We start from the raw sequence: 2,132 nt of genomic DNA, 5'->3' as shown, positions 1-2,132 counted from the left end.
GCCGCACCCCGTGCGCGGTCACGCCGCTCGTCGCGGGCCTCCTCGCGGCGGCCCTCTGCCTGTCCCTGACCAGTTGCTCCGACAGCTCCGAAGCGGCGCCCGCGCCCGCCGCCGAGCTCGTGGCCCCGCGCGGCCTCACCGCCCAGGCGTCGAGCGCCACTTCGGTGCATGTGATGTGGAACAAGAGCGCGGCGGGCGACATCGCGGAGTACGAGATCTACCGAGGCAGGACAAGGGTCAAGACGGTCCCCGCCGATCGGTACATGGTGGACATCGCCGGCCTTCAGCCCTCCGCCGAGTACTCCTTCACGGTCCGCGCCAAGGGCCGCGACGGCAACGCGTCCCCGCTCAGCCGGGCCGTTTCCGTCACCACGCGCGCCCGCGCGAGTGCCGACCACGAACCGCCCACCGCGCCCGCGCGCCTCCGCGCCCACCCCTCGGGACCGCGCGCGGCCACCCTGTCCTGGAGTGCGGCGAAGGACGACAAGGAGGTCACCTCGTACGAGATCCATCAGCGCGGATCGAAGATCCACAGTGTCGACGGTGACTCGACTGCCGCCCTGGTCACGGGACTTCGGCCCGGTACCGACTACACCTTCACGGTCGTCGCGCGGGACGCCGCCGACAACACGTCCCGGCCGAGCGGCGCCGTGGGCCTCAGTACGGCAGCGGCCCCGGACGGCGCGAAGGACTCCGCGCGGGGCACCGCGCCCACCGGCTTCGAGGTCGCCACGCACCTCGACGACCACGCGCACTACCTCGACCTGAAGTGGACACCACCCGACACAGGCGGCGACGTCAGCGAGTACCAGATCCACCTCAACGGCAAGCAGGCCACCACCCTCATGTGGGGCGCCAAGGCGCCGAAGGGGCAGGCGAAGCACAGCTTCTTCATCACGCGGGAGGCCGGCCTGACGTACCGGGTGAAACTGCGGGCCAAGCTCCCCGACGGCAACTGGGGGGCGTTCTCCGCGGAGCGGACGGTGACCACGGGCCCGGCCGGGCGGTAGCCTCGCCGCGCCACCCCGCCGGTGCCCTGTCGGTGCCCCGCCAATGCCCCGCCGACCCTCGGCCCCGGACGACCCGGCCGCCGTCCCCGAAGGGTACTCCCCGTGACCGTAGCCCTGTTCACCCTCGGCGGGACCATCGCGATGGCGGGTGCCAGGGCGGACGGGAGCGGCGGCACCGTCGTGACCCGCCTCACCGGCGCCGACCTGACCGCAGCCGTGCCCGGCCTCGACGTACCGCTCGACGTGCACGACACCCAGGCGGTACCCAGCGCGAACCTCACGTTCCGGCACCTGCTCGACCTGGTCGACGCCGCGTCACGGGCGGTACGCGCGGGCGCGCGTGGTGTCGTAGTCACCCAGGGCACCGACACCCTGGAGGAGAGCGCGTACCTGATCGACCTCGTGTGGCCGCACCCCGAGCCGCTCGTCGTCACGGGTGCCATGCGCAACCCCACCCTCGCGAGCCCGGACGGCCCCGGGAACCTCCTTGCCGCCGCCCGCGTCGCCGCCGCCGACCAGGCCCGCGACCTCGGTGCCCTGGTCGTCCTCAACGACGAGATCCACGCGGCCCGTCGGGTACGCAAGACGCACGCCACCAGCACGGCCGCGTTCACGTCCCCCGACACGGGTCCGCTCGGCCATGTCATCGAGGGCGAGGTGCGCGTCCTGAACCGACCGCCGCGCCGCCCCGCCCTCGCCGTGCCCACCGGACCGCCCGCGCGCGTCGCCCTGCACACGGTCACGCTCGACGACGACGGCAGCACCCTCGCCGCGCTCGCCGACACCCATCAGGGCCTGGTCGTCGCGGGCTTCGGCGTCGGCCACGTCCCCTCGGACCTCGCCCCCGTCCTCGGCACGCTCGCCACCCGCATCCCCGTGGTCCTCACCTCCCGCACCGGCGCGGGCTCCGTCCTCACCCACACGTACGGCGCCATCGGCTCCGAGACCGACCTGCGCCGCCGCGGCCTCATCAACGGCGGGCTCCTGGACCCGTACAAGGCACGGGTGTTGCTGCGGCTGCTGCTCGCGGGCGGCGAGGCCGACAAGACGGACATCGCGGAAGCGTTCGCGCAGCACGCCTGAACGCCGACCGACCCGAGACGTCCGGAGCGCCCCCCCCAC

2 protein-coding genes are annotated in these 2,132 nt (G+C 73.8%); both read left to right on the top strand.

Annotated features, from left to right (window positions below; all coding sequences use genetic code 11):
• Positions 1–1,010, top strand: a 1,010-nt coding sequence (locus GUY60_RS37095) for a fibronectin type III domain-containing protein (protein ID WP_161705905.1), incomplete at its 5' end; no start/stop codon positions are given.
• A 102-nt stretch (positions 1,011–1,112) separates the two neighbouring features.
• Positions 1,113–2,093: an asparaginase gene (locus GUY60_RS37090; protein WP_161705904.1), complete on the top strand. Its 981-nt coding sequence runs from the start codon at positions 1,113–1,115 to the stop codon at positions 2,091–2,093.
• Positions 2,094–2,132 lie beyond the last annotated feature (39 nt).

Origin of the sequence: Streptomyces boluensis (assembly GCF_009908195.1) — a bacterium.
GTDB classification, from domain to species: Bacteria; Actinomycetota; Actinomycetes; order Streptomycetales; family Streptomycetaceae; genus Streptomyces; species Streptomyces boluensis.
This window is presented reverse-complemented; position numbering and strand designations above follow the sequence as displayed.